A 25,043-nucleotide genomic window follows, 5' to 3' on the forward strand; every position below is an offset into this window, starting at 1 on the left:
CTTCAAGTCGGTGGAAGCGAACTCCGGCAGGCCGAAGCCGCCTTCGCCCTTGGATGTGCGACGAACGTCGGAGTTGCGGCCTAACAGAGCGGATAACAATCGATTGATCTTAGACTGTTCGGTCATAGTCGATGCTTTCGATGATCCCAAGATTGACAAATTTCCCGATGATTCCGATTCTCCCATAGGCGTAGGGCCTGCCCAAGACGGGCGTCCCCTTTCTCCCTCCTCTCCCAGCTTTGGGAGAGGGGGTGAGGGCCCACCTCCCACCCCTTCATTGTGTAACCCAGCAGGCTCAGCTGTTCGGCAGCTCCTGCGGCGCCATGACGAAGGCGTACTCAAAGAAGTACAGTCCCACGATGGCGCACACGCCGGCGATGGCGGCCAGCAGCGGCGCGATCGGCGCAATCAGGAAGGCCAGCGCCATGAGCGCCAGCGGCGCCGCGTGGCCCAGCAGCACGCCGCCCTGCCAGAAGTGGCGACGATAGCGGCCATGGCTGATCTCATGGGCGGCGCGTGCGGCCAGCTCCGTGGCGTGGGGCATAGAGAACTCGCCGACCAGCGTCACGAACAGGTCCACCAACAGGGCGACGACAAAGACGACGCGCGTGAACTGGGTGAACGCCTCGGGCATGGCCAGGAAGAGGTCCAACGCCAACAGCGTCCCGGCGCCGACCATCAGCGCCTGCACGACCAGGTGGAAGGGCAGCAACGGACTTTGCCAGAGATCGCGGCCTTCGGCCTGACCAAAGAGGAAGGCGGTGTAGACCGCCGCGCCCACCGCCAGCGCGCCGCCGATCCAGAGCAGCGGCTGACGCAATGCGGCGCTGAGGCCTGTCGGCAGCAGGTTGAGCAACGTCCCTGTCTCCAGCAACCACCAGAGGCCGGCGATGGTGGAGAAGCCGATCAGGATGAACGCGCCGCGCGTCAGCCAGCTTTTCCACTGTGGGCGAAAAACGATCGAGAGGAAGCGCTCCGGTCGCTCCAGATCGTAAACCAGCAATCCCGTCGTAGCGGCGATGAAGAGCAGCGACACAAAGCCGCCCACCGCAGCCGTCACCCCGTCGAAGGCGCTGAGGCCCAGACCAAAGGCCAGGGTGAGCAGCATAAAGACGCCGGCGCCGACGCCCTTGGTGACCAGATAGGCGGGCACCGGCCAGTGCCAGGGAATCTTGTGTTGGGCGTTGTAGGCCACCTGCACCATGTGCTCGGCCATGCGCCCCCGCCCGATGTGGATCGGCCCGCCGACCGGATCGCCCTGAGGTTGAGGCTCTCGGATCGCCACGCCTGATTTTGCAGTCTTGGTTGTCGCCGGATAGAGCGCAACGTTGGCGGCGACTTCGACGCTGACGGCGTGACCGTTCCCGGCGCCGTTCGCGTGGCCGTTCGCATGGGGCTTGGCGTGCAACGGGATGACGTCCGCCCACATGAAGGTCTCCGGCGCGCGCTCGGTGGCCGTGGGATGCAGCGCCCAGTCGTTGCCTTCGATGTAGAAGAGCTTAGGCGCAGTGCCCTGCTCCGGCTTGCGTACCGTCACCTTCTGGGTGGCCAGGATGCGGCTGATCTCCGAGTTGGGGTCGTCCATGTCGCCAGCGATGATGGCGTGCTCCGGGCAGACGACGACGCAGGCCGGCTCCAGCCCCAGCTCAACGCGGTGGGAGCAGTAGTGGCACTTGGCCGCGGTGTGCGTCTCCGGATCGATGTAAATGGCGTCGTAGGGGCAGGCCTGCATACAAGCCTTGCAGCCGATGCACACCCTGGGGTCGAACTCCACGATGCCGTCGGCGCGCTGGTACATGGCCGTGACCGGACAGATGCGCACGCAGGGCGGGTTGGCGCAATGATTGCAGCGCGTCACCTGGAAGTGACGCCGCGTGTTGGGGTAGGCGCCGGTCTCGACGTACTTGACCCAGGTGCGGTAGACGCCGAGTGGCACCTCGTTCTCACTTTTGCACGCCGTCGAGCAGGCGTGGCAGCCGATGCATTTGCGGTTGTCGATAACGAATCCGTAGTTCATATGAACAGCGTCACCCTGCTTTCAAGCGCGTCGGCGAGATACGCGGCCACGCCGCCCGTCTCCACATCGGGGCGCAGCTCGCTCGGATCGATGCCCATGACGTCGCGGCTCATTTCACAACTGACCATCTTGACCCCCAGCTCCGCACAGAGGTCGATCAGCTCCTCCACGGAGGTGACGTTCTTCTCCTTCATCATCTGGCGCAGCATCACGGCGCCGGCGCCAAAAAAGTTGAGCTTGCTGACGCCCATGTGCTTTGTGTCGGCGGGAGACATGAGCGCCATCATCTTTTCGGTCAGTTTCTTGCCTTGCAATTTACGTTGCTTTCTCAGCGCATTTAATCCCCAAAAAGTGAAAAACATCGAAACTTCCTGCCCCATGGCCGCGGCACCGCTGGCGATGATGAAGGCGGCGAGCACGCGGTCGAGGTCGCCGGAAAAGACGACCATTGTCACCTTGTCCTTGGGGATGCGGCTTTCCATTTCCTCGAGCCGCGCCTCGAGCGCGGCGATGCGCTGAAGGAGCGGCTGCGCAGCGTCATTGACGCCGTTCGCAGCGACGGCGCTTCTGGCGTCAAGCTCCATGGTTGCGGTGCTCATGGGGACCTCCTATTTCGTGCGTTGCACGTAATGCAGATAGAGCGTCTTGCCGTCGGGGGCGGCTTCCTCGCTTTGGGCCAGCAGCGCTACGTTGTTGGCCGCTTTGGCCCAGCCCTGAAAATCCTTGACGCTGCCGCGGTCGGTGCTGATCACTTTCAAGACCTGACCTACGTCCAGCTTGAGAATCGCCTGCCGCGCCTTGACCAGCGGCATCGGGCAGTTCAGCCCGCGGACATCGAGCTCCTGGTGCACTTGAATCGTGGCTACGTCGGTGGTCATAGATGGCAATGACTCCTTTCTTTGGGCGATGTGTGCAAGCATGTGGCGTGGCGCATTAGCCCGAGAGGGCGCAGATGTTCTTGCCCAGCTCCAGCTCGTCCGCCTCGTCGAGCGATGGATTGGACAGGCCGATGTTGACGCGTTTGATTTCCACGTATTGCGGCGGCATGTAGGGTAGGTGACTCAAGACGAATTCGACGAAGCGTTCTTTCTCTGTGAAATGCAGGCTGCGATTGTCTCGCCACAGATCCTCCAGTCGCTTCATGTAGAGACCGTCTGCATTCGCCTCGGCGGGAGAGGCGTAGTGGCCGGGCAAAATCCAGGCATGGTCGGGCACGCGACGTTTCACTACACCGAAGATCGTGTCGTAGACCACCGGCGCCCAGCGCTCGCCCTGTCCACCGAGGTCTGGCCGCCCGAAGCTTTCGATGAAGAGATTGTCGCCCGTGCAGCAGAAGGCTTCGCCGTCGGGCGCGGTGACAAGAAAGTTGACCTGCCCCAGGGTGTGGCCGGGCGTGTGGATCACCTCGACCTGGAGCGCGCCCAGCGTGAAACGCTGCCCATCGTGCAACATTGCATACTTCATGCGGGCGGGCAGCATATCGAAGGGGTGGATGGCGTCGTACGGGTGCAGATAGTAGGCGGCGCCGGTGAGCTCCGCCAAATCTGGACCGCTGCTGATATGGTCGGCGTGGGCGTGAGTGTCTAGCAACAACTTCAACTGCGCGCCCTGCTCCTCCAACAGCTTCAGATAGCGCTCGCCGTAGCGCAGGGGATCGACGATGGCCGCCTCGCCGCGGCTCACGAAGACCCAGCTCACGCAGCCTCTGGCGACGCGATCGACCTGGTAGATGCGATAGTCAGGCTGCTCCATCACCGGCCGCACATCGTAAAAGTCGCCCCATTCAACCATGCCGCCCGCCAGATTGATGGCGGAGAGACCCGCCTCTCGCAGGCGTTCGGCGACGTAGTCGCTGGCGCCGCCTTTGGCGCAGACCACGACAATGGGGCGGCCGTTCGTCGCGCGCGCTCGAACCTGGGCGATGGCCTTTTCTTCCTCTTCAAGGAAGAAAAAGTAAGGCAGATGGAGCGTCTCCGGCGTATGGCGCGTCTCGATGCGCCACATCTGGAACTCATCCTCGTTGCGCACGTCCAGCAAAAGCAGATTCGAGGGCTGCTGGAGAGCTGCGTACAACTCATGCACAAAAATCTCACTGCGGCCGCTCGCTTGCGAAGCCACAACGTCGGCCGCGGGCAAAGCAATGCTCATGCGCCTTCTCCTCACACCGAAGCAGATTCGAAGCAATTGATTTTTGCAATTCAGGAAGTGTGCTTCAGTCTACGCCAGATTGGAGGGGATTTCATCCCCCAGAAGGGTGAATTTTGGGAATTCTGGCCGGGAATTCACACCTCGATCAGGCCGCAGCGCACCGCTTCAATCACGGCCTGGGTGCGATTGGGCTGGTCGAGCTTGCGCAGGATGCTCTTGACGTGGGAGCGCACCGTCTCTTCGCTGACGACCAGGCGTTCGGCGATCTCCCGGTTGGTGGCCATGGTCGCCATCAACTGCAGCACTTCCAGCTCGCGGCGGGTCAAGGGAGGGTGGTGGGCCTGAGGGTGACGAGACGCGCCTTGGAGCAAATGGAGCACGTCGGGATGGATGTAGCTTTCATCGGCGGCGACGCGACGGATGGCGTCGGCGAGTTCGGCGGGCGTCACCTCCTTGGGCACGTAGCCATCGACCTGGGCTTCCACCGCCGCCTGCACAAGGCGGGCGTCCTGCGCGCCGCTCAGGACAAGGATGCGGGAGCGCGGCGCAACGCGACGCAGCTCCGGCGCAACTGCGCCGCCGCTGCGATCGGGCAGCGCCAGATCGAGCAAGACCAGGTCGGGCTGCAACGTCGCGGCCATGTGCAGGGCGGCGGCGGCGGAGCCGGCCTCGCCCACGACGACAAAATCGCGCTGCAACGAAAGCACCATCGTCAGCCCGCGGCGCACGACGGCGTGATCGTCGACGATCAGAATGCGGATCGGCTGCTGTGAATCGCTCATGGCAAAGGTGCGGCGCGCTGCAAGGGGATATCGATGTAAAGTCGCACGCCCTCGCCGGGCTGTGTTTCGTGGAGGAAATGGCCGCCTAGCCGCTCCACGCGACGACGGATGCCGTCCAGGCCGACGCCGTCCACAATGGCTGCCTGCGCCGGATCGAAGCCGACGCCGTCGTCTTCGATGATCACGGCGACGCCCCCGTTGCACTCTTCGATGGCAATGCGAGCCTGGCAGGCGTTGGCGTGGCGGGCGATGTTGGCGACCCCCTCCTGGGCGATCAGCAACAACTCGTGACGGAGGGCGAGAGGCCAACGGTCGAAGGCCGGCGTCACGTGCACGTCGAACGCCAGCCGGCGCCCGATGCAGAGCGAATTCATGTGCTTACGCAGTCCGGCGGCCAGGCGCCGACTGTCCAAACCGCCTGGCGCCAATCCCAAAATGGCGCTGCGCATCTGGTGCAGCGCAGCAAAGGCGAGCGGCTCCAGGTCGGCGAGCTGCGCTTTGACCTGCGCCGTCGCCTCTGGATGCTGTTCGAGAAGCTGATTGCAAGCGTTGAGGCCGTAGGCGAGGCCAAAAAGCTGTTGCGACACCGAGTCGTGTATGTCGGCGGCGATGCGGTTGCGCACCTCCTCGGAGGCCAGCCGTTGCGTGCGCTCGATGCAAAGGCGTAAACTGCCGAGCGCCACGCTGGCGTGATTGGCGACCAATGCCAGCGGGGTCAACTTTGCATCTGCGGGCGCAGCAAGCTCTTCCGTCTCCACCAATAAGACGCCGATCAGGTTGCCGCGCAGGTGGAGTGGCGCAACCACATAGGCTTGCTCGAGGCGCAGCCAGTCGTCCAACACAACTTCTCCGGTGGGCGGCGTCTGGGCGCCTACGGAGACAAACCGCCGCGCATGCACAGCCCGTCCAACCGGGCTTTCCTCCGCCTGCCGCAAATCGAGGATGACTTCCTGGGCTGCGCAGTGCGCCTCGGCGTCGTTGCGACTGCGGCGCATCCAGCCGACCAGCGCCCCATCGCCGTCGCTCAGCGCCACAGCCGCGGTGCAGTAGCCCATCTCCTCCACCAGCCCTTTCAGAAGCACCTGCTGCATTTCCACCGGCTCGACCGCCGACTGCAGGCTGAGCGTCAGCGATTGGATGAGGCGAAGTTGCTGGTTCATGTGCTCCAGCTCGGCGTTGCTCTGGATAAGCTCTTGGGAGGTCCTGGAGAGTCGATCGGTCTGCTGGCGCAAGGTTTCCAGCAGGCGAGCCGAATAGCCGAAGATGACGGCGATCAGGTAAACCGTGAACAGTTGCGTCAATCCCAGATACAGCTCAATCGAAGAGGGCACGACGACCGTCGGTTGTCGCTGGGCGTAAAAGAGGGCCGAGATATACAGCGGCGTGAATGCGAGCGCCGTGGTCAATCCGCCTCGAATCTTGAAGAAAAAGGCGGCGGCCAGGATGGGAGACAGGGCGTGAAAGTAGAAGGCGCTGACGGCGCCGCCCGTCAACGCAATCGCCGCAGCGGAAAGCGCCAGGTCGACGGCTAACAGCCACGGCGTCTGCTGCAACTGACGGTTGAGCGCTCGATGGCGGAGCGAAATCACGGCCGTAATCGCCGCCAACGCGAAAAGCACCCACCCGGTCAGCGGCGCCGCAGCGGGCGAGATCAGCCAGACGATCAGGGCGGGAACCAGGCTCGTCCAGCGGAAGAGGAGGAGAACTTTGATGACTTGCGCTCCTTGATCGGATGGATTCTGAGGGATGGAATTCATGCGGTCATACTCCCTCGTCAGAACGCGCTTTGCGTCTTTGTAATTCCTATATAGCTCAAATAAACAGGAGAGATCTTCGCCCGTCGCGCCAGCTCTCGTTTGCTGCCCGGGGTGCGAAGCAGCGAATTGAGAATGGCAACATATGTCTCTCTGTGAAACTGAGCTTCTAATGCATCGGTCAGGAGGCTCATATCACAAAAATGAACATGGAATTAAACAATTCTTGCGGCGATAACCATAGTATAATATAGGTGTCGGCGGCCGCTTCAATAGTGAAAAAGCGATTTTCCCGATGGTCTGACGCTTGGAGTCAGGACCAGTGCTTGTGTACAAATATTCGATCAGGAGGAACAGTGAGCCATGCCTCCCCCGGCGCAATCTCCCGGCGACGGTCGCATCCGCGTGGCGTTGGTGGACGATTCTTCGATCTTCTTACGCGGGCTGACCAGCATCCTAGAACTCGAGAACGATTTTCAAGTCGTAGCCACGGCCACCAGTGCGTCGGACGGGTTCGCCGCCATTCTCGAACGGCAACCCCAGGTGGCGATCGTCGACCTGCGGCTGCGGCGCTGCGCCTCCGACGCCGATTCCCGGCTCGAAACCGGCGTCGAGCTCCTGCATCAAATTCGACGGGCGACCTCTGCACCGACGCTCGTGCTCAGCAGCTATCATCACCCGGCGTGGGTGCGCGCCGCGGCCCAAGCGGGCGCACACGGCTTTTTCGAGAAAGACGCAGCGCCGGGAACGCTCTGCGCAGCGATTCGCTTCCTGGCCCGCCACAAACTCCCGCTTTGGACGCCTCAGCAACAAGCCTGGCTGCTGACCCTTCCCGTCGGGTCTCCAACCCCGCGTGAAATGGAAATCTTGCGCCTGGTGGCCGCAGGGTTGAGCGATCGGGAGGTCGGCGAGCGTTTGGGCATTCAGACCAAGACCGTAAGCAAACATCTGGAGCTGTTGCGCGAGCGCTTGGGCGTCCACACGCGCATGGAGGCGGTGTTGCGCGCTCGCCACCTTGGGCTGCTGCCGCCGGAATGGGAGGAGGATGCGATGTAAATATCTAAAAGTGCGTCCACCGTTGCTTGCCGTGCGTCAGGGGGGCGTCCTTCATAATTTTGAAAAAGCGTCTAGACAATGTAAGCTGCTCGAAGGAGGACACAACATTAAGATAAAAGAACTGAATCTCGATGGCCAATCGATACGCAGATTGGTTCCGACAGGCTGAGGCAGACTTACGCCACGCTCGGCATGCACTTGAGGATGGCGACTATAGTCGCATCCTTGACAAACACTACATCCCCACCCGATATCCGAACGGTTTCGACTCCGGTGCACCCGCCGATTTCTACACGCAGACGGAAGCGAAAGATGTCATCCGCTACGCCGAAGCCATCCTCGAATTCTGTCGTCATCAGATCGGCTGATCCGGTGCGCGTCAAAGAGGCTGTTGAACGCTACGCAGCGCATCTGCGCGCAAAGCACCCAGAGATTGAACGCATCCTCTGGTTCGGCTCCTGGGTGAACGGCATCCCAAGACCTGGCAGCGACGTTGACCTCTGCCTGATCATCTCCTCAACAGCCACGCCCATGCATGAACGCGCGGCGGCGTACCTGCCTGTAGGTTTCCCCGTAGGCATCGACCTGTTCGTCTACATGCGCGCCGAGTTTGAACAATTGGCGACGCTTGAACGGATGGTCGCCAGACGAGACCCGGGAAAGGCTTTGGCGCACCCTCAGCGCTGGAAAGTCGAAAATGCAATCCTCCCAATTGCAATGAGGGCTGAAGTTACACCCTATGTTCATAAGACGGCTGTTTAATGTCACCGCTGCTGCGCTACTCATCTGGGGTGGATTCTTGCTCACCAGGGTGGCGCACTCCATCGGCAGAGTTTATGGCGGCTTCATTGTGATTCACGACCTAACCCAGGAGCCGCCGTTCTACGTGGGGTACTTTCCCTGGCGCACCGTGCGTTCTGCGCCGTTCTTTTTGCAAGCGGAAGACCATCTGTTGAGCATTCAAGGCCTGCCTCCGGAGGCCTACCCGACTATCTACGCCGCTGCGCAGCCAGGGGAACCGATCGAGTATGTCGTGGAGCGGCGTGGACAGATCTTAACCATCGTCGAGCCGGCCTATATATTCAGCGCCGACGCGTTTGTCGCCGTCTTTGGAATGATCTATCTGTTGATGCTCATCGCCCTGCTGACCGGCTATGTGCTGTTGCGATCTCCGTGCCCTCCCTATCGGCGGATCCTTGCTTTGCTCTGTTTATTGCCGGCCGCAGCCATGATGCACACTTTGTGGGCCATGGACAACTTCGACGGGCCTTCGGCGACAAGCTCCTACTGGTTCTGGCTTTTTGGTGCGCCGATTCCTGGGCTAGGCGGCGCCATGGCTTTGCATAGCCTTCTACTCTATCCACAGCCCCAGGGCATCCTTGCGCGGCGTCCATGGCTGGCGAGTCTCCTCTATGCGCCGCCGTTGCTGATCGGCATAGTTGTACGCATTTTGACCGAACAAGGAACCCAAGCTCGTCCGCTTTTTTCGGCGTTATTTAACACTGTGGTTCTATATGGAATCCTCTGCGTCGCTGCGACGTTTCTGGTTGGCATTCTCAGGTTTCCCTCACTGCAACGCAGCCAACGCCTGATTGCGTGGAAAAGCGCGCGCTCTCTGCTGCTCGCCCTCAGCGTCCTATTGCTGGCTCTGATATTGATCTGGTGGGCGCCCTATCTGCTGAGCGGGGGCCCCCTGATCCCATATGAAATTTTAATCGCAATGGGCGTCACCTATCCCCTCGGCCTGGCCTATGCAATCTTTCATAGCAACCTTCTGGTTCAGGCCGAACGCAAAACCCAGGAGGCAGAGGCGCTGCGCCGGGCGCGCGAACAGATGCTCCACCGCATCGCTGCTCGTCTCCACGACCGTCTTCTGCCGGAGCTGCAGGGCATCCGCATGATGGTCGAGGCGTTGCAGATCGCCGAGAAGGGGCAGGCGCAGCAGGATCGGCTGACAGTCGCCCAAACTTTGCACCATCTGGCGCAAGAAATCCGCAGCATCCTGGATACGACGGAGCCGATCGATTGGTCGCGGCACTCGCTGTTGGAAACGTTCACGTGGATGGCGCAGCGCATGGCATCACTGCACCCTAACGTGCGTATTCATCTTGCTGTCGAAGACCTCGACGCCAAGCTACCGCCCCCGGTCAAAGAGGCGCTCTATCATGTCGCAATGGCTGCGCTCAACAATGCGCTGGCGCATGCGCAGCCCAATTCGATATGGCTCCGCCTGCACACTCACCCCCTCGGCGTCCACCTTGAAGTCGAAGACGACGGCGTGGGATTCCTGCCGGATTTTGTCCATAGCTTGACGCCTGCTCGGCGACATATGGGGCTAGAAGCGATGCGCATTCACGCTGCCGAGGTAAGCGGACATCTGTCCATCGAAAGCAACCCGGGCAAAGGCACGCTCGTCAAACTAGATGTTCCTCTGGATGGGGTCTGACATTATCGAAAAACGATGCAGAATATTTTGTGCATCCCAAAGAATCGGCAGAATCGAAGAACGTTTTATCTCCTCTGCAGCGCATAGCGGAAAATTCCGTATGCGCATTCCTTATTCCCAATTACGGAATTTTCCGCTATGCAAACGCCAAATTCCTCTATATTCTTAAGGTGGAGTAAGCGGCTGTAGTTCATTACACAATCGCAACTATAGCCGCTGTCCCTTCTAAAGCCAGCATACATCCACGAAATATCGGCAGCCTTCACCGCTGAGAACGGTTTGTGCAGCTTCCCCGGCTGCATGAATCGTTCTTTTTAGAGGACAAAATAGCGACCTCAATACACGAGAATGCAAAGGCGTACATCCTGGGCTTAACAGCATTCCACGAACTATTCTTGTCATATTGATTCACACACCTAGATCTCAGGAGGTTCGAACAAATGAGACTCAGGTTATTCTTCATAGTCTTAACCATGTTGATACTAGCCCTCTTCAGCGTTTGGCCTGTGGCTGCGCAGGGGCCAGGGTCAGCCTCACCGGAGCCTCAGACGGAGCCGCTGTCGGGGCTGGAGTGGGAAGGCAAGCTCTTCCTAGGTGAGCCAGCCCCTCCCGTCCTATTCATGGGAGAGGCAGCAAGGGTGGAGGCCGCCGCCGTTCCCACCGGTCAGCCCGGCTTCGTCTTTCGTTACGTGCAGACCTTCGGGGTGACCCAGGAGCCGTTCATTGAGACCACCGACCACTTCTATTGGGTGGAGGGCGTTGGCACCGCAGGCAACGCCGTCTGGATCGCCGACACGCTGGCGCACCGCGTCCTCAAGTTCGACGCCAGCGGCAACTTCATCCAGAAGATCGGCAAGGCGGGCGTCATAGACTACGCCCAGACACCCCTGGAGCGCATCACCGATGTGGCCGAGGACGGCAGCGGCAACGTCTGGGTGGTGGACGCCGAGGCCTCGCACGTGGTGAAGTACAACAGCAGCAGCCAGAAGGTCGGCGAACTGGGCCAGGCGTGGAACTCCGGCTCGGACAACGACCGCTTCGAGAACCCCATCAGCATCGCCTTCGATGGCAGCGGCAACATCTACGTCAGCGACAGCGGCTACTGGGGCAGCGATTACGGCAACCACCGCGTGCAGATTTTCAACAGCAGCGGCAATTACCTGGCCACCATCGGCGGCGGCCCGTGCGGGACGGGCAACACCCAACTGTGCTGGCCGCGGCATATCGCTGTCTACGGGAATCGGCTCTACATCGCCGATGCCGATAACCACCGGGTGCAAATCTTCGACATCAGCATCCCCAGCGCGCCGATCCACGTCGCCACGCTGGGCCAGACTGGGTCCCCCGGCTCTGGCAACAACCAGTTCCAGAGCCCGCAGGGGGTAGCGGTAGACGCCAACTACATCTACGTCGCCGACACCGAGAACCACCGCGTGCAGGTCTTCAACCGCAACACGCTGGCCTACGTGACCACTATCGGCGGCAGTTACGGCACGGACAACAACCAGTTCAAGTATCCCACCGACGTGGCTGTAGACGCCTCGGGCAACATCTATGTGGCCGACTATGGCAACAAGCGGGTGCAGCAGTTCAGCCCGAGCCGCGTCTACCAGCGCACCTACGGCACGACGGGCGACTCCTACGTGGAGGCGAACGACCGCTTCTACTACCCGGAAGGGGTGGCGGTCGGGCCGGACGGCAGCATCTACATTGCCGAAGGCTATGGCTACCGCCTGGTGAAGCTGAACGCAGCGGGTAGCCCCCAGTGGACGGTGGGCGAGGCCGGCCAGCCGGGCGATGACAACGCTCACTTCGGCTACCTATCCGATGTGGCGGTCGGCCCCGATGGGCGCATCTATACAGCGGAACGTTGGAGTTCAGCCCTCTATATGCCCGGCAGCAACCACCGCCTGCAGATTTTCAACCCCGACGGCAGCTACTATGGCGGCTTCGGCGGCTACGGCAGCGGCAATTACCAGTTCATCGCCCCAAGCGGCATCGGGTTTGACCGCAACGGCTATCTATATGTGGCCGACAGAGAGAATCACCGCGTCCAGATTTACGACCGCCAGTTCGCCTACGTCGCCACCCTGGGCGTAACCGGCGAATCAGGTTCGGACAATGCACACTTCAACCGCCCCTTTGACGTAGCGATGGATAAGGATGGCTATATCTATGTGGCCGACGAGGGCAACGACCGGGTGCAGGTGTTTAACAGCAACCGTCAGTATGTGCGCACCATCGGAGGCGGGGGTGCAGGCGGCGACTTTGGCCGCTTTAACGGCTGGGGGCCGCATCACATCGCCGTGGACAGCCAGGGCCGCCTCTACGTGGCGGACTCAGGGAACAGCCGGGTGCAGGTCTTTGACAACTTTGCCAACGGCAACGCCTACCTCACCACCATCGGCGGCGCGGGCGGCACGCAGCCGGGGCGCTTCAGCGACGTACTGGGCATCGCCATCGGCCCGGATGACAGCGTGTACACGTCCGAGATCCATAACAACCATCGTATCCAGAAATTTGTTCCCGGGGTGCCGGGGTGGAGGCAGGTGAACATCAATGGATTCGGGGAGCGGCGCAATCAGTGGATCAGTAGCCTGGCAACGTTCAAAGGGAATCTGTACGCCACAGGCTATCAGCCATACGTCTGGCGGCTCACGGCGAATGGCACATGGAGCGCCGTCAACACGCTGGGATTTGGCGATTCAACAAACGCCGAGATTGACGCCATGGCGGTGTTCGGCGATCGCCTTTACGTGGCCACATTCACCTTCATTTGCGATGACCCCAATTGCAACACGTGGCACACCAACGGACCGCAGTTCTGGCGCACGGCGGATGGGACCACCTGGGAGAACGTCACGCCTCCCGGCAGCATTGGCAGCGATTATCGGTGGGTGTCCGTCATGGCCTCGCTGGGAGGGCACCTGTACGCAGCCCTGGATAGAGGAAACCAGAACGCGTTAGGGGCGGAAATCTGGCGCACGGCCGATGGCCAGACCTGGCAGCAGGTGGCCTCAGGCGGGTTTGGCGACCCCTACAACACCGGCGTGCTCTCCCTGGTCGAATACAACGGCTATCTGTATGCCGGCACCCGTCACGGGGATTGGCAAGACGACGCGCACCCGAATGGGCCTCTGGGCGGCGAGGTGTGGCGCTACGACGGGACGAACTGGGTGCGGGTCAACAACCCCGGCTTTGGCGATGTCGAGGCACACCGGGTGGAGAAGTTGATCGTGTTCAACAACACCCTTTACGCTTACATCTCTCGCGTGGATGGCACATCCAGAGGGGCTGAGATCTGGCAGTGTGCAGCGACCGTCTGCAACAGTCAGAGCGACTGGGTTAAGGTTGCAGACAATGGCTTCGGCAACCCTCGGAGCCGGTACATCTTCAGCGGTATCGTCTTTGGACCGCATCTTTACGCTGCAGTTGCGAACTACGAAACCGGTCTGGAGCTCTGGCGCACCGCCGATGGCGTAAACTGGGAACCGGTGGCCCTGGATGCCGGTCTGGGGGACAGTAATAACAGCTATGTCGCGTCAGGCGCCATGGCCGTCCACAACAATCGCCTCTATCTGGGCATCACCAACTGGGCTAGCGGCGGAAAGGTGTGGAAGAAGACCGTCACCGCCGACTTCAGCGCCAGCTCTACGACCGGCGCACCAGGAACCACCGTCACCTTCACCAACCTCTCCGGCGGGGACTTCACCTCGGCCACCTGGAACTTCGGCGATGGCTCGCCCCCACTGACGACCAACGCCACCACCGTCCAGCACACCTACGCAGCGCCGGGGAACTACGCGGTCACACTCACGGTGTCGGATGGGGTGGACACCGATATCAAGTCCCGCCCGGCCTACATCCAGATCGCCCGTCTGCTTTTCCTGCCGCTGGTGACGCGGGCCTACAATCCGCTGATGATGCTCTATGACGACTTCAACAACCCAGCCTTTGATGGCGCCTACAACCCGATTAAGTGGCGGTTCTGGGGGTCCAGCAACTATTTCAGCGTGCGGCAGCAGGATGGCGTGTTGCAAGTCACCAACACCCCCGGCACGCCGGCTACTATCGGCCTAGACCTGCCGTTGGCCATGCCGCTAGAGCGCACCTTGCGTCAGATGCAGCGCTTTCAGGCAAAACTGAAGCTAAGTAATGGAACATCGGGCACCGGCGCGAAAATCCAGATTATGCGGGACATTAACGGCAGCGGCTGGTGGGCGCAGTGTAGCTTGAGCGTTTACGACGGGTATCCGCCGTATTTTGGTTGCGACATCACCAATTACACACCAGGGAATTACCATGCGGAATATAGGGCGTCTTGGCCTGACTCGCTCGACTTCGATACTTGGTACACCGCCCGTATTGACATTGATCCAAACACGGCGCAGGTATGCTTCTACCTGGATGGCAACTTGCTGGACTGCTATATTCCTAGCCAAGCCCACACGTTGAAGACGGCTACCAACCTGATACCGCTCATTGGATCATGGAACGGGCAGGCCAGCGCCACGGGTGTACGCTACTTCGACGACGTGTACATCACGCCGGCGGGGCCGTGAACATAATGCAGGAAGAGGGCGCCGGACATAAAGCATGCTCAGCCCAATCGATCAACAGCGGGCAGCCCGATTGAGCAGACCCAAGCGCGCCAGGGCGCGCGGATTCACACCAATCGTACATGACGCTGGGCGGCGGCCTGACGCAAGGCGTCGTCCAGCGTCGCCAGCGGAAGCCCCAGGCGCATGGCGAGATCCAAGTAGACGGCGTCGTAGGTGGAAAGATGGACGGAGCGCGCCAGGCTCACAATATCCGACCAGGCGCGCTGCAAGGGCGTCTCCTCGATGCGAATCGGCAATTGACGAAGCAGATCCAGAAAGCGCGTGCTCTCCGCCTGCGTCAATCGCCCTCGCCGCTCGGCGTGAACCAGGGCATTGGCCACTTCCAACCGCCAGAGAGAAGGCGCAACGGCTTCTCCCGTCGCCAGACGGTCGAGCACCTCCAGAGCATACGAGCCGCCTTCATCCTCAAAGCACCAGGCCAATGCCATCGATGCGTCCAGGACAAATTGCTCGCTCACGCTCTGCCCTCCTCGATCAACGCTTTCAAGGGAAGGTCGAGGCTGCGCTTGCGACGGAATGCTTTGAGCGCAGCAATGACCTCATCAACGGGTCGTTCGGGGGCGGATTCAAGCGGTGCAAGTACGGCGACCGGCGCGCCGTGATGAGTGATGATGAAGCGCTCGCCCCGTTGCACACGCTTCAGCAATTCGGAAAAATGTGTCTTAGCCTCGTAGGCGCCGATGGAAGGCATCATGAAACTCCCTTGCATTAGACCAGACGTCGACTAGTCGAAGTTTACCAAATGCGTGATCCTTCGCCAAAGGAGACGAACATTTCGAGCAGCCGACGCACACTGCAATCGATCTTTCCGCCGTTGCATCCTGCTGCATCATCGAACTATGCTGGAGCCGTGGGACAATCCATTCAGGAGTTGCAACAATAGATGCGTCTTCGTCTCGCTCTTGTTCTTTTTCTCTTCCTCGCACTGGGCTTGTTTAAGGAAACCATCCCTCTGTCAGCCGAAAGCGCCGACAGCGCAGCTGCGCAACAAACCGGGGCGACAGAGCCGCTTTCAGGCGCAGTGCTCGACGCCTTGATCCGTCTTCTCGGCCAACCTCTCGAGACCGATGCGCTGGTCTCCAACATCATGATCGAAGGCGAGTGGGCCTTTGGCACCGTGGCCATGCTGGCGGGAGAGACCGGCGCGCCGGACGCGTATCTCTTTCTCGCCCGGCGGCAAGGCAAGCAGTGGCAGGCGGCGCTCAGCGGGGAGCCGCAATTCGAACTGTGGCGGTCGCAAGCGCCGGCGGCGTTTCCGTTGTTGCGCTCCTCGCCGGACGTCTCCATCGCCGGCGACGGCAGCGCACAGCTCAGCTTGCCCTGGGCGACGGGCGAAACCTGGACGCTGACCGGCGGCCCGCATCATAACACGGGCAGCGCCAATCGACCCTGGAGCGCGCTGGATTTTGCAGGCGGCAGTGGCATCGTGCGCCCTGCACGCGATGGCGTTGCCTATCGCCCTTGCGACAATTTCGTGCTGGTGGATCACGGCGACGGCTGGCAGACCGGCTACTATCATCTCATCAACATTGGCGTAGCGCATGGGCAGGCAGTGAGCCGGGGAACGCATCCGTTAGGTCAGATTTCCACGGCGGTCGGATGCGGCGGTTCGGCCACCGGGCCGCACGTTCACTTCACGTTGCGCCGCAACGGCCAACACCAGGAGATTCACGATCGTGACATCGGCGGCTGGACGGTGCAGGAGGGTGGAGCGCCCTATCAAGGCTGCATGGTGCGGGGCAGCATGACTCGCTGCGCCCCCGGCGGTCAAATCTACAACGACGGAACCATCGGCAGCGGCTCCCCGCCCCCGCCTCCTCCCTCTTGCCCACAATCCGGCGGGGTGATCCTCTATCAGCACGGCAACTACGAGTGCGGCGGCGCCGGCGAAGGCGTCGGCTATGTGCTGCGCAATGGCGCAGGATTTCAAAATGTCCCCGGCGCCTTCAACGACAAGGCGTCGTCGATCCGCATTCCGTCTGGCTGGTCGGTGAGGCTTTACGAACACAGCGAACGCGGGGGCGGCAGCCGCTGCATCGACGCGCCCGGCGACGCCGACTTCGCAGGCAAGACGTTCAACAATGGCGTCTCGCTCAACGACAACGTCTCTTCGTTCGAAGTCTTCACCGGCGCCGGCTGCGGCGCAAGCGTCAATCGACCGCCCAACACGCCTCAGCCGACCAGCCCTGGCGACTGGCATGTGGCGCGCGATGGACGCGCGCCCACCCTCTGCTGGCAGAACAACGGCGACCCCGATGGCGACGACGTGCAGTTCTTCGCCGAGGTCTTCGAGAGCGCCGTCAACACTCAGAGCGGCTGGATTCACGATGCATGCTGGCGCCCGAGTCAGTTGGATGGCCGTTCCTTCAACTATCAATGGCGCGTCAAAGCGCGCGACAGCCGAGGCGCCGAAAGCGGCTGGAGCACCGTCTGGCATTTCACCATTGAGCCTGCGCCCGCCCCGCCCGACGCCCCCTGGCGCGCCCAATACTGGAACAACAAAACCCTCTCCGGCTCTCCGGCGCGCGAGCGCGACGAAGGCGGCGTCTATCTTTTCCGAGACTGGGACTCCGGCGCGCCGCTGGACGGCGTGTCGTCGGATGGGTGGAGCGCTCGCTTCACAAAGACCCTCTATTTCCCCGGCGGCGCGTATCGCTTCCACTGCCAGCACGACGACGGCTGCCGCATCTACATCGACGGCCAGCTTCGCCTCGACGCCTGGTGGGACTCCAGCTTCGACGGCCACGATTGGAGCGGTTATCTCTCGCCCGGCAACCACGAGATCAAGGTTGAATTCTACGAAAACACGGGCGCCGCGCGCCTCGAGGCATGGTGGCAGGGGCCGGGCTTCCTGCCGCCCGAGCAGACGTGCGCCCCCGACGCCTGGTGCGGCGAATACTGGGGCAACCGAGGCCTGAGCGGGACGCCCGCCATGCGCCGCAACGAAGGCCCCGTGCTCTCCCTGAACTGGCATGACGGCGGGCCGGAGGCCACCTTTCCGAGCGACAACTTCAGCAGTCGCTTCCGCCGCAACGCCGACTTCGCCTGCGGCGTCTATCGCTTTTTCATCAACGCCGAAGACGGCGTGCGCTTCTGGGTCGACGACGCGCTGCGCCTCGACCAGTGGCGCGACCAGGCTGCTGCGTTCACGGTCGATGTTGAACTGAGCGCCGGCGTCCATGCGCTCCGGGTCGAACACTACGAGAAAAGCGACGGCGCCAGCATCGGCGTACAGTGGGAAAAATTGAGCGACTGCACCGCCAACACCGTTGTTGAACACGCCTCTATTCATTATGTCAAGCCAGGACAGGAGGTAACGCCGATCGTGCGAATGCTGGTCAGCGCCGGCGCGCTCGACGGCGAGCGCGGCGACCATCTGGCGCACGTCGGCGGCGAGACCTTCGGCGCCGCCCCTGCGCAGCCCATTTTCGGTCGCGTCGAAGCCGGGCAGAGTTACACCTTCGACGCAACGAACAGCGCCAACTTTGTGATGACTGCACCGGCGACGCCGGGTGTGTACGAAAGCCGCTGGCGCGTGTCTAGCAACGGCGCCCTGGTCGGAGAGACGGCGACGGTGCGCATCGTCGTCGATGACGCGCCGCCGAGCATCGCCATCGCCGAACCGGTCGACGGCGCCTTCTTGAACAGCAGCCTGGTGCTTGTGCGCGCCGAGGCAGGCGACGACGTCAGCGGCGTCGAGCAGGTGCAGTTTATCGTCGGCTACAACGATGGAACCGAGTGGGGCTGGCGCAACCTGGGTTGGGACCTCGACGGCAACGACGGATGGAGCGTGATCTGGGACGCAAGCGCTGCGCCGGATCAGCCTGTGGCGTTGTTCGCCTACGCCTGGGACCGCGCCGGCAACGGCGCCGGCGTCGTCTTTTGGAATGTCATCCTCGATCGCACGGCGCCGAGCTTTACTTTCGAGGCGTTGCCGACCGCTCTGGCCGCCAATGTGGTGACGGTGCGCTGGAACGCCCATGACCCGGTGGCGGGCGTCGAACGCATCGACGTGCAGGTGCGTCGGGACGAGGGCGACTGGGAGGATTGGTTGACGAATGGAGTCGAAGGGCAGGGAAGCGCCCGCTTCATCGGCGAGCCCGGCCATCGCTACGCCTTTCGCGCCCAGGCGTTTGACCGCGCCGGCAATGTTCGCCTCTATCCAGACGCCGCCGAAGTCGAGGTGGCGATTGACCTATGCACGCCGGACGCCTACGAACCGGATGACAGCGTTCACGCTCCTCGCCCGCTGGAGGCGGGCGCATCCCAACAGCGCACCTTCTGCGGCGTCGGCGACGAGGACTGGGTCGCCCTATGGATGGAGGCGGGAGGGTTGTACACTCTACGAACAGCCGACCTTGCGGAGCACACCGATACGGTGCTCACGCTGTACGCCGGCGATGGCGTCACCGTCCTGGCGGAAAATGACGACAGCGAGCCGGGGGCAACTCTGGCCTCGCAGATCATATGGCGGGCGGATGCAACCGGCTGGCATTATGTGCGCGTGCGACACTGGGATGCACGGATTGCCGGCGATGCGGTCAGCTATGTGCTGCAATTCGAGGCGGAGCCGCTGAGGGCGCGCTTCGAGGTGGATGCGATGTCGGGCATGGCCCCGCTGACCGTGCAATTCACCGACCACTCCACCGGCGCCATTGACCGCTATGCGTGGGACTTCGGCGATGGGCAGGCCAGCGCAGAGCAGAACCCGGTGCACACCTACGCAGAGCCGGGGATGTATGTCGCACGTCTATCCGTCTTTGGAGCAGGCGGTGCGAGCGACGTCTATGAACAGGCCATCCTCGTGCAGGCGCAGCCGGTTGAATCAGGGTCCACCCTCTATCTGCCCACGATTGTGGCGAACTGATTTCTAAATCAATTTTGTAAGGCGTCAATCGACGTCGGCCGGTTCGTCCTGGCGCTTTCGGCCGGCGGGCATATTCGGCGCCCTCACAAGGCGGCCTTGTTGCGCATCGCCCGCTCGTACACCTGCACGTACTGAGCGGCGCTCTTTTCCCAAGAGAAGTCTTGCTGCATGGCGGTGCGAATCATCTTGGCCATGTGGTGAGGGCGGTCAAAGTAGGTGCTGACCGCCCAGCCGACCGTGTAGTAGATGGCGTGCGGGCTAGGCTCCCAAAATTTGAAGCCGGTGCCGTCGCCCGTGTGTTCATCGTATTGCTGCACGGTGTCGTCGAGTCCGCCCGTGGCGCGCACGATCGGCAGCGTCCCATAGCGGAGCGAGTAAATCTGGTTCAGCCCGCAGGGTTCGTAGATCGATGGCATGATGAAGAAATCGCTGCCTGCTTCGATCCAGTGGGCGAGCTGGTTGTTGTAGCCGATGTAGCTGCCGATGCGGCCTGGATAGCGTCGCGGCAGGTCCCCGTAGAAGCTCTCCAGGCCTTTGTCCCCAGAACCCAGGATGACGAACTGCACGACCATGTCGTTGACAATGCGCTCGATGGCGGCGGCGAGCAGGTCAAGCCCCTTCTGCGCCACCAGCCGGCTGACGACGCCGATGATCGGGACATTCGGCGCCGCATCGAGAAGGAAGCGTCGCTGCAGCTGCTCCTTGCAGATGCGCTTGCCGGCAAGGTTGTCGACCGAATAACGGGCGGGGATGAGCATGTCCACCTCAGGGCTCCACTGCGAATAATCGACGCCGTTGAGGATGCCCACATAGTTCTCGCCTTTGTTGTTGAGAAACGGCGCCAGTCCATAGCCCAGCTCTGGCGTGCGCGTCTCGCGGGCGTAGGTGGGGCTGACGGTGTTGACCATGTCGGCGTAGACGATGCCGCCCTTCAGGAAATTGATGGCGCCGTAATCCTCGAATTTGTCCGGGGTGAAGTTTTGCCAGCCCAGCCCCAGATAGTCGTAATGCGCAGCGCTGTATTTGCCCTGGTAGGCGATATTGTGGATCGTCAACAGGCTGGCTGCGCCGCCTAAGACCGGATCATTCCAGTGCCAGATTTTGAGATAGGCCGAAGCGAGCGCCGTCTGCCAATCGTGCACATGGACGACGTCCGGCGCAAAACCCATGTCGCGAGCCAGCTGCAGGCCGGCGCGCGTCAAAAAGCCAAAACGCCGCGGGTTGTCTTCATAGTCATTGTAATTGTCGTCGTGATAGAGGCCGGGGCGCGCAAAATAGTTGTTGTGTTCGATGAAATACACCGGCACGCCGTGGTTGTCGGCCACGTCCACGGCGCACCATTCCAGCGCGTTGCCCATCCACACGCCGAGCGAGTTCCAGTAGCGGCGCAGGCCGTGCTTTTGAACATCGATGCTGCCGTACTTGGGCATCACGACGATGACTTCATGCCCCATACGCTGCAACACCTGGGGCAATGCGCCCACCACATCCGCCAGACCGCCTGTTTTGGCGTAGGGGACAACTTCGGAAGCGATCATCAGGATTTTCAGGCTTTTCACGGTCTGCTCCCTTCTGCATTATCTTTCATTCCAATAAAACGCCCGCCGCCAACAACAGGCTGAACAACAAGGCCAGCCGCGCCGTGCCCGCCAGCGCACGGTTGAGCGTCGGCCCATCGGTGGAGCTTCTCAAGGTGCGAGCCAGTTGCGCCGCCAGCGGCAACGTCAGCCCCGTCAACAGCACCCACGCCCCTGAATCCAGGAACAACCACAGCACCAAAACCATCCCATAGGCGAAGGCCAGCAGCACAACATATTCGATCTGCGTTCCTCGCCTGCCCAGGCGCACCGCCAGCGTTCGCTTGCCGGCGCGACGATCGGTCTCGATGTCGCGGTAGTTGTTGACGACCAGAATCGCCGTGACCAGGGCGCCGACGGCGAAGGATGCGATCAAGACCGGGGATGTCAACGTCAGCGTCTGTACGTAATAGGTTCCGCAGACCGCCGCCACACCGAAGAAGAGAAACACGAAGAGCTCGCCCAGGCCGTAATACCCGAAAGGGAACGGCCCACCGGTGTAGGCCAGCGCCGCCAGGATGGCCGCCACGCCGATCGCCAGGATCGGCCAGCCGCCCACCCAGATCAGATACAGGCCGACCAACACCGACAACCCGATGACTACGATGATGCCTCGACGCATCTCCTCGGGACGAATCAAGCCCGCGCTGGTGACGCGCACCGGACCGAGGCGTTCGGGCGTGTCGGCGCCGCGAAAGAAGTCAGAATAATCGTTGGCGAAATTGCTCAGTATCTGTAAGAGCAGCGCGCCGAGGGCCGCCGCCAACGCCGGCAGCCAGGCAAATCCGCCATCGGCGAACGCGAACGCCGTCCCCACAATGACCGGAGAGAGCGCCGCCGGCAGCGTCTTGGGGCGAGCCGCCAGAATCCAGGCCTGTCTTCGCGTGATGGTTTGGGTCGCCATTGTTCCTTGCAAGACATTGGATAGAAGTCACCCAGCTGGCTCATCTCTCAGGAAGCCTGGGACATCCTGAAAGGTCGGATTCTGCAAGAAAACCTCACCCAACTGCGTAACTCCTGTTTGATTCTATTCTTTTTAGGGCTGTATTGTATCATTGCAGAAAAGTTTGCGCAGCTTGGTGCGTGATGCGTGTTTCGTATTCCGTGTTGGGGAGATAGGCGCTTGCCTTTTGCTCAACCCGCATCACAACGTAAAGCATGCGCTACGAACGAGCACGCATCACGAAACACTTTCACACTCTATGCACATCGAACCGATCAAAACGCGGCGCATCACTTTAGCCGACCGAAATCTATTTGCGATATTAGACGAGTTCGTCCCCGCGATGGGGGAAGGCGAAATTCTGGCGGTTGCATCGAAGATTGTCGCCATCTGCGAAGGTCGCACGGCGCCGCCGGATGTGGATAAGGCAAAGCTGATCGAGGCGGAGTCCGCCTGGTTTCTGCCGCAGACTGTCAGTCGCTACGGCGTCTACCTCACCATCAAGGCGAACATGTTGATGCCCTATGCGGGCGTCGATGAATCGAACGGCGATGGTCAGTACGTGCTGTGGCCATCCGACCCGCAGGCCTCCGCCAACGCCGTTCGCGCGTATCTGCAAAGACGCTTTCAGCTTCGACAGGTGGGCGTGATTCTGACCGACAGCCGGCCGCTGCCGCTGCGCTGGGGCGTGACCGGCTTCTGCGTGGCGCACAGCGGATTCCAGGCGTTGTACGACTATCGGGGCCAGTGTGATCTGTTCGGTCGCCCTTTGCGCATGACGCAGATCAACGTGGCCGACGCACTGGCGGCCGCCGCCGTGCTCGTGATGGGGGAGGGCGATGAGCAAACGCCGTTGGCGCGTATTGTGGACGCACCTTTCGTGGCGTTTCAAGAACGGGACCCTACGCCGGAAGAGCTGGCGGCGCTGACGATTGCACTGGAGGATGACTTGTATGCGCCGCTTCTGACCGGCGTCGAATGGCGCCGTGGACAGGCGGAATGACCTCTGTCATCGATGATGATGACGAGTTTTCGGGCGGTGGGGAATGTTCGCCCCTATCTTCCCGGTGGCCTGGGGCTTTCTGGAAGATGATCACTTCACCTCGAAAAAAGATGTCAAGATAAACGCACTTTCAGGAGGACCTTATGTTTCCATTGCGCGACACGGTGCAGGCTCGCTCGCTGCCGCTGATGAATTGGACGTTGATCGCTGTCAACGTATTGGTCTTCTTCATGTTTCTCAGCGGGCCGCACGCCGAGTTCTGGATCGAGCGCTATGCATTGATTCCGGCGCAGCTTTTTGTGAACCCGACGACATGGCTGACGATCTTCACCTCGATGTTTCTCCACGGCGGGTTGTTTCATCTGCTCGGAAACATGTGGGCTCTCTACATCTTTGGCGACAACGTGGAGGATCGCATGGGTCCGGTGCGGTTTCTGATTTTTTATCTGCTCTGCGGCGCGGCGGCGGCTCTTGTGCATGTACTTATGAATCCCGGCTCGATGATTCCTACGGTCGGCGCCAGCGGCGCCATCAGCGGCGTGATGGGCGCCTACCTGGTGCTCTTTCCCTTTGCGCGCGTGATCACGTTGGTTCCGCTTTTCTTCTTCCCCTATTTTTTTGAAATTCCGGCCATCTTCTTCATCGGCGTCTGGTTCGCCGGGCAACTGGTCAGCGCCTTCATGACCTCGGCGCTGGCGCCGCCGGACGTCGGCGGCGTGGCCTGGTGGGCGCATGTGGGCGGCTTTGTCGCCGGTATGGTGCTGGTGCGGCTCTTCATCGTGCGTCGACCGGTTCGCCACTTTTACACCGATGAATATTATCCATGGTGATGGTTGGATGTTGCGTAGTGCGTGCTTCTTGGGAATCGCTCAAAAAACAAGCACCCCCAACCTCGCAATAGGCAACACCGTCGAGCATTAATTTTGCGCACCAATCCCAACATACTTTCTGGAGGCGTCTATGGATTTCTTTGGTCTGCTGTGGCTCTTTCTAATCATTTCTTCGCTGCAACCGGTGATTCGCCAAAGGATGCTGGAAATGGAGCGCATGCGGGCGATGGAACGGTTGGAAAAGCAGCGCAACAGCCGCGTGATCGCGCTGATCCACCGCCAGGAGACGATGAGCTTCCTCGGCTTTCCACTGGCGCGCTATATCGACATCGACGACTCCGAGGCGCTGCTGCGGGCAATCAAAATGACGGATGACGACGTCCCGATTGATCTGATCGTGCACACGCCGGGCGGGTTGGTGCTCGCCGCCGAACAGATCGCTCACGCCCTGAAGCGCCACCCGGCCAAGGTGACGGTCTTCGTGCCGCACTACGCCATGTCCGGCGGCACGTTGATTGCGCTTGCTGCAGACGAGATTGTGATGGACGAAAACGCCGTGCTCGGGCCGGTGGATCCGCAGCTGGGTCATCAACCTGCGGCGTCCATTCTCAAGGTGATCGAGCGCAAACCGATCAGCGAGATCGACGACGACACGCTGATCATGGCGGATATTGCGGAAAAGGCGCTCCGACAAGTGAAACAGACGGTGCTGGAGCTGTTGCATGACCGCATGGATGCGGAAAAGGCGGAAAAGGTGGCGACGACGCTCTCGACCGGCGTGTTCACCCATGATTATCCGATCACTGTAGATGAGGCGCGAGCGTTGGGCTTGCCGGTGAGCACAGAGATGCCCAAAATTATTTACGAAATGATGGCGCTCTATCCACAGACGGCGCAGCGCCGGCCCTCGGTGGAGTACATCCCCGTCCCGCGACGATCAGAGCGGACAACATCGGGACGATAAGCCTGGCCGTAGCGGCAAAAATCCTGCGGTGCAG

19 protein-coding genes are annotated in these 25,043 nt (G+C 61.3%); 9 read left to right on the top strand and 10 right to left on the bottom strand.

Annotated features, from left to right (window positions below):
* Positions 1-295: 295 nt before the first annotated feature.
* The 6 genes from Q0367_RS12445 to Q0367_RS12470 form a co-directional block, all read right to left on the bottom strand.
* Positions 296-2,017, bottom strand: a complete 1,722-nt coding sequence (locus tag Q0367_RS12445) for a 4Fe-4S dicluster domain-containing protein (protein WP_298982575.1) — start codon at positions 2,015-2,017, stop codon at positions 296-298.
* Positions 2,014-2,616: a DsrE/DsrF/DrsH-like family protein gene (locus Q0367_RS12450; RefSeq protein WP_298982576.1), complete on the bottom strand. Its 603-nt coding sequence runs from the start codon at positions 2,614-2,616 to the stop codon at positions 2,014-2,016. The genes Q0367_RS12445 and Q0367_RS12450 overlap by 4 nt, the downstream gene beginning before the upstream one ends.
* Positions 2,617-2,625: 9 nt before the next feature.
* Complete coding sequence (locus Q0367_RS12455; RefSeq protein ID WP_298982577.1) at positions 2,626-2,895, bottom strand: sulfurtransferase TusA family protein; 270 nt, start codon at positions 2,893-2,895, stop codon at positions 2,626-2,628.
* 55 nt (positions 2,896-2,950) lie between these two features.
* Positions 2,951-4,165, bottom strand: coding sequence for an MBL fold metallo-hydrolase (locus Q0367_RS12460; RefSeq protein ID WP_298982578.1), 1,215 nt, complete (start codon positions 4,163-4,165; stop codon positions 2,951-2,953).
* A 134-nt stretch (positions 4,166-4,299) separates the two neighbouring features.
* Positions 4,300-4,947 (bottom strand): response regulator transcription factor, encoded by a 648-nt coding sequence (locus tag Q0367_RS12465; protein WP_298982580.1) that lies wholly within the window; start codon positions 4,945-4,947, stop codon positions 4,300-4,302.
* A complete protein-coding gene (locus tag Q0367_RS12470) occupies positions 4,944-6,704 on the bottom strand; it encodes a GAF domain-containing sensor histidine kinase (protein ID WP_298982583.1) in 1,761 nt (586 codons plus the stop codon). Before Q0367_RS12470 ends, Q0367_RS12465 begins: the two co-directional genes overlap by 4 nt.
* A gap of 360 nt (positions 6,705-7,064) precedes the next feature.
* Here Q0367_RS12470 and Q0367_RS12475 point away from each other — a divergent pair, with 360 nt between their 5' ends.
* The 5 genes from Q0367_RS12475 to Q0367_RS12495 all read left to right on the top strand — a co-directional run bounded on the left by Q0367_RS12475 (position 7,065) and on the right by Q0367_RS12495 (position 14,765).
* A complete protein-coding gene (locus Q0367_RS12475; RefSeq protein ID WP_298982586.1) occupies positions 7,065-7,757 on the top strand; it encodes a response regulator transcription factor in 693 nt (230 codons plus the stop codon).
* A 131-nt stretch (positions 7,758-7,888) separates the two neighbouring features.
* On the top strand, positions 7,889-8,125 hold the full coding sequence (locus tag Q0367_RS12480) for a HEPN domain-containing protein (RefSeq protein ID WP_298982588.1): 237 nt from the start codon (positions 7,889-7,891) through the stop codon (positions 8,123-8,125).
* Positions 8,070-8,519 carry a nucleotidyltransferase domain-containing protein gene (locus Q0367_RS12485; protein WP_298982590.1) on the top strand — a complete coding sequence of 150 codons (450 nt, stop codon included), beginning with the start codon at positions 8,070-8,072 and terminating at the stop codon, positions 8,517-8,519. The genes Q0367_RS12480 and Q0367_RS12485 overlap by 56 nt, the downstream gene beginning before the upstream one ends.
* The gene (locus Q0367_RS12490; RefSeq protein ID WP_298982592.1) at positions 8,497-10,203 is read left to right on the top strand and encodes a sensor histidine kinase; all 1,707 of its coding nucleotides are present in this window, start codon (positions 8,497-8,499) and stop codon (positions 10,201-10,203) included. The genes Q0367_RS12485 and Q0367_RS12490 overlap by 23 nt, the downstream gene beginning before the upstream one ends.
* Positions 10,204-10,841: 638 nt before the next feature.
* Positions 10,842-14,765: a PKD domain-containing protein gene (locus Q0367_RS12495; RefSeq protein ID WP_298982594.1), complete on the top strand. Its 3,924-nt coding sequence runs from the start codon at positions 10,842-10,844 to the stop codon at positions 14,763-14,765.
* A 104-nt stretch (positions 14,766-14,869) separates the two neighbouring features.
* Here Q0367_RS12495 and Q0367_RS12500 read toward each other — a convergent pair whose 3' ends face one another.
* Entirely contained in the window at positions 14,870-15,283 is a 414-nt protein-coding gene (locus Q0367_RS12500; RefSeq protein WP_297631485.1) for a type II toxin-antitoxin system VapC family toxin, read from the bottom strand.
* Entirely contained in the window at positions 15,280-15,519 is a 240-nt protein-coding gene (locus Q0367_RS12505) for a type II toxin-antitoxin system Phd/YefM family antitoxin (RefSeq protein WP_297631488.1), read from the bottom strand. Before Q0367_RS12505 ends, Q0367_RS12500 begins: the two co-directional genes overlap by 4 nt.
* Positions 15,520-15,708: 189 nt before the next feature.
* Here Q0367_RS12505 and Q0367_RS12510 point away from each other — a divergent pair, with 189 nt between their 5' ends.
* Positions 15,709-19,692 carry a PA14 domain-containing protein gene (locus Q0367_RS12510; protein WP_298982598.1) on the top strand — a complete coding sequence of 1,328 codons (3,984 nt, stop codon included), beginning with the start codon at positions 15,709-15,711 and terminating at the stop codon, positions 19,690-19,692.
* A gap of 83 nt (positions 19,693-19,775) precedes the next feature.
* Here Q0367_RS12510 and glgA read toward each other — a convergent pair whose 3' ends face one another.
* Positions 19,776-21,251, bottom strand: coding sequence for a glycogen synthase GlgA (gene glgA / locus Q0367_RS12515; RefSeq protein WP_298982600.1), 1,476 nt, complete (start codon positions 21,249-21,251; stop codon positions 19,776-19,778).
* Between the two features lie 25 nt (positions 21,252-21,276).
* Positions 21,277-22,173 carry a 1,4-dihydroxy-2-naphthoate polyprenyltransferase gene (locus tag Q0367_RS12520; RefSeq protein ID WP_298982602.1) on the bottom strand — a complete coding sequence of 299 codons (897 nt, stop codon included), beginning with the start codon at positions 22,171-22,173 and terminating at the stop codon, positions 21,277-21,279.
* A gap of 298 nt (positions 22,174-22,471) precedes the next feature.
* On the opposite strand from Q0367_RS12520, the gene Q0367_RS12525 reads away from it, so the two are divergent.
* From Q0367_RS12525 to Q0367_RS12535, 3 genes are all read left to right on the top strand, one after another.
* Positions 22,472-23,215 (top strand): coenzyme F420-0:L-glutamate ligase, encoded by a 744-nt coding sequence (locus Q0367_RS12525; RefSeq protein ID WP_298982604.1) that lies wholly within the window; start codon positions 22,472-22,474, stop codon positions 23,213-23,215.
* Positions 23,216-23,358: 143 nt separating this feature from the next.
* A complete protein-coding gene (locus Q0367_RS12530) occupies positions 23,359-24,045 on the top strand; it encodes a rhomboid family intramembrane serine protease (RefSeq protein WP_298982607.1) in 687 nt (228 codons plus the stop codon).
* Positions 24,046-24,175: 130 nt separating this feature from the next.
* A complete protein-coding gene (locus tag Q0367_RS12535) occupies positions 24,176-25,009 on the top strand; it encodes an SDH family Clp fold serine proteinase (protein WP_298982609.1) in 834 nt (277 codons plus the stop codon).
* Positions 25,010-25,043 lie beyond the last annotated feature (34 nt).

It is taken from the genome of uncultured Caldilinea sp. (assembly GCF_937128415.1).
GTDB lineage: Bacteria > Chloroflexota > Anaerolineae > Caldilineales > Caldilineaceae > Caldilinea.

Excerpts from the sequence above, each read along its gene's own strand:
- Q0367_RS12525 (WP_298982604.1), top strand. The coding sequence starts at position 22,472 with ATGCACATCGAACCGATCAAAACGCGGCGCATCACTTTAGCCGACCGA.
- Q0367_RS12450 (WP_298982576.1), bottom strand. The coding sequence starts at position 2,616 with ATGAGCACCGCAACCATGGAGCTTGACGCCAGAAGCGCCGTCGCTGCG.
- Q0367_RS12455 (WP_298982577.1), bottom strand. The coding sequence starts at position 2,895 with ATGACCACCGACGTAGCCACGATTCAAGTGCACCAGGAGCTCGATGTC.
- Q0367_RS12510 (WP_298982598.1), top strand. The coding sequence starts at position 15,709 with ATGCGTCTTCGTCTCGCTCTTGTTCTTTTTCTCTTCCTCGCACTGGGC.
- Q0367_RS12460 (WP_298982578.1), bottom strand. The coding sequence starts at position 4,165 with ATGAGCATTGCTTTGCCCGCGGCCGACGTTGTGGCTTCGCAAGCGAGC.
- Q0367_RS12490 (WP_298982592.1), top strand. The coding sequence starts at position 8,497 with ATGTTCATAAGACGGCTGTTTAATGTCACCGCTGCTGCGCTACTCATC.
- Q0367_RS12485 (WP_298982590.1), top strand. The coding sequence starts at position 8,070 with ATGTCATCCGCTACGCCGAAGCCATCCTCGAATTCTGTCGTCATCAGA.
- Q0367_RS12520 (WP_298982602.1), bottom strand. The coding sequence starts at position 22,173 with ATGGCGACCCAAACCATCACGCGAAGACAGGCCTGGATTCTGGCGGCT.
- Q0367_RS12505 (WP_297631488.1), bottom strand. The coding sequence starts at position 15,519 with ATGATGCCTTCCATCGGCGCCTACGAGGCTAAGACACATTTTTCCGAA.
- Q0367_RS12470 (WP_298982583.1), bottom strand. The coding sequence starts at position 6,704 with ATGAATTCCATCCCTCAGAATCCATCCGATCAAGGAGCGCAAGTCATC.
- Q0367_RS12465 (WP_298982580.1), bottom strand. The coding sequence starts at position 4,947 with ATGAGCGATTCACAGCAGCCGATCCGCATTCTGATCGTCGACGATCAC.
- Q0367_RS12530 (WP_298982607.1), top strand. The coding sequence starts at position 23,359 with ATGTTTCCATTGCGCGACACGGTGCAGGCTCGCTCGCTGCCGCTGATG.
- Q0367_RS12475 (WP_298982586.1), top strand. The coding sequence starts at position 7,065 with ATGCCTCCCCCGGCGCAATCTCCCGGCGACGGTCGCATCCGCGTGGCG.
- Q0367_RS12535 (WP_298982609.1), top strand. The coding sequence starts at position 24,176 with ATGGATTTCTTTGGTCTGCTGTGGCTCTTTCTAATCATTTCTTCGCTG.
- Q0367_RS12480 (WP_298982588.1), top strand. The coding sequence starts at position 7,889 with ATGGCCAATCGATACGCAGATTGGTTCCGACAGGCTGAGGCAGACTTA.
- Q0367_RS12445 (WP_298982575.1), bottom strand. The coding sequence starts at position 2,017 with ATGAACTACGGATTCGTTATCGACAACCGCAAATGCATCGGCTGCCAC.